Below are 1314 nucleotides of genomic sequence, written 5' to 3'. Positions count from 1 at the left end.
GACCGTGGGTCCCTGGATCGTCGTGGCCTTCTGCGGTCCGGCGGTCGCGCGCACGCTGGCGGGACGGCGCCACCGACCGGGTGGTGCGGGAGCCCGAGGAGACCTCATGACCGACATCCGCATCGCCCTCGTCACGGGCGGCAACCGCGGGCTGGGACGAGCGGCGGTCGCCGCGCTCGCGGCCGACGGCCTCGACGTCGTGCTGACGTACCGGCGCCACGCGGACGAGGCGGCCGAGGTCGTCGCGCAGGTCGAGGCGCTGGGGCGGCGTGCGGTCGCGCTGCGGCTCGACACGGCCGACCTCGCCGACGTCGACGGGTTCGCGGCCCGCCTCGCCGACGCGCTGCGCGGCACGTGGTCGCGCACGACGTTCGACGTGCTGGTCAACAACGCGGGCCAGGCGGTGCCCACACCCCTGGGCGGCACGACCGCGGACGACCTGCAGCAGCTGTTCGACGTGCACGTGCGCGGGGTCTTCCTGCTGACGCAGGCCCTCGCGCCGCTGCTGGCCGACGGCGGCCGCGTGGTCAACGTCTCGAGCGGGCTCGCGCGGTTCGTGCAGCCCGGCGACCACTCGGCGTACGGCGCGATGAAGGCCGCGGTCGAGGCGCTCACGCGGTACTGGGCCGTCGAGCTGGGTGGCCGCGGGGTCACCGTGAACGTCGTCGCGCCCGGGCCGGTGGCGACCGACTTCGGCGGCGGGGCGGTGCGCGACGCGGCGGGCCTGCGGGACGCGCTCGGCGCGCAGGCGGCGCTCGGGCGCGTCGGGGAGGCCGCGGACATCGGGCCCGTGGTCGCGGCGGTCGCGTCGCCGGCCCTGGGCTGGGTCACCGGGCAGCGGATCGAGGCGTCGGGCGGCACGCGGCTGTGACGTCGCGGGCGTCGCGTGCCCGCCCCTTGTGCACCCGCCGGTTCTGTGGTTCATTAGTCGAGTAATGAACCACAGAACCAGCAGGGAGGGGCACCGTGTTCGACGGCCGTGACCCCGTGTACCTGCAGATCGCCGACCAGATCCGCCAGGACGTGCTCTCCGGCGCGCTGGCCGCGGAGGAGCAGGTCATGTCGACCACGCAGTACGCGACGACGTTCCGCATCAACCCCGCGACGGCCGCCAAGGCGTTCGCGCAGCTCGTCGACGAGGGCGTGCTCTACAAGCGGCGCGGCGTCGGCATGTTCGTCGCCCCCGGTGCCCGTGAGCGCCTCGTCGCCGACGCGCGCGAGTCGTTCTTCGCCGACACGGTCGACCCCGTCGCCGACGCCGCGCGCGTGCTCGGCATCGACGTCGAGGACGTCGTCGCCCGGCTGCGCGCCCGC

Annotated in this window: 2 protein-coding genes; both read left to right on the top strand. The window is 75.4% G+C overall.

Annotated features, from left to right (window positions below; genetic code table 11):
• Positions 1-106: 106 nt before the first annotated feature.
• On the top strand, positions 107-871 hold the full coding sequence (locus ATM99_RS00995; protein WP_062101098.1) for an SDR family NAD(P)-dependent oxidoreductase: 765 nt from the start codon (positions 107-109) through the stop codon (positions 869-871).
• Positions 872-966: 95 nt separating this feature from the next.
• Positions 967-1314, top strand: a 348-nt coding sequence (locus ATM99_RS00990; RefSeq protein ID WP_062101097.1) for a GntR family transcriptional regulator, incomplete at its 3' end; no start/stop codon positions are given.

Source organism: Cellulomonas sp. B6, assembly GCF_001462455.1.
Taxonomy (GTDB): Bacteria; Actinomycetota; Actinomycetes; order Actinomycetales; family Cellulomonadaceae; genus Cellulomonas.
This window is presented reverse-complemented; position numbering and strand designations above follow the sequence as displayed.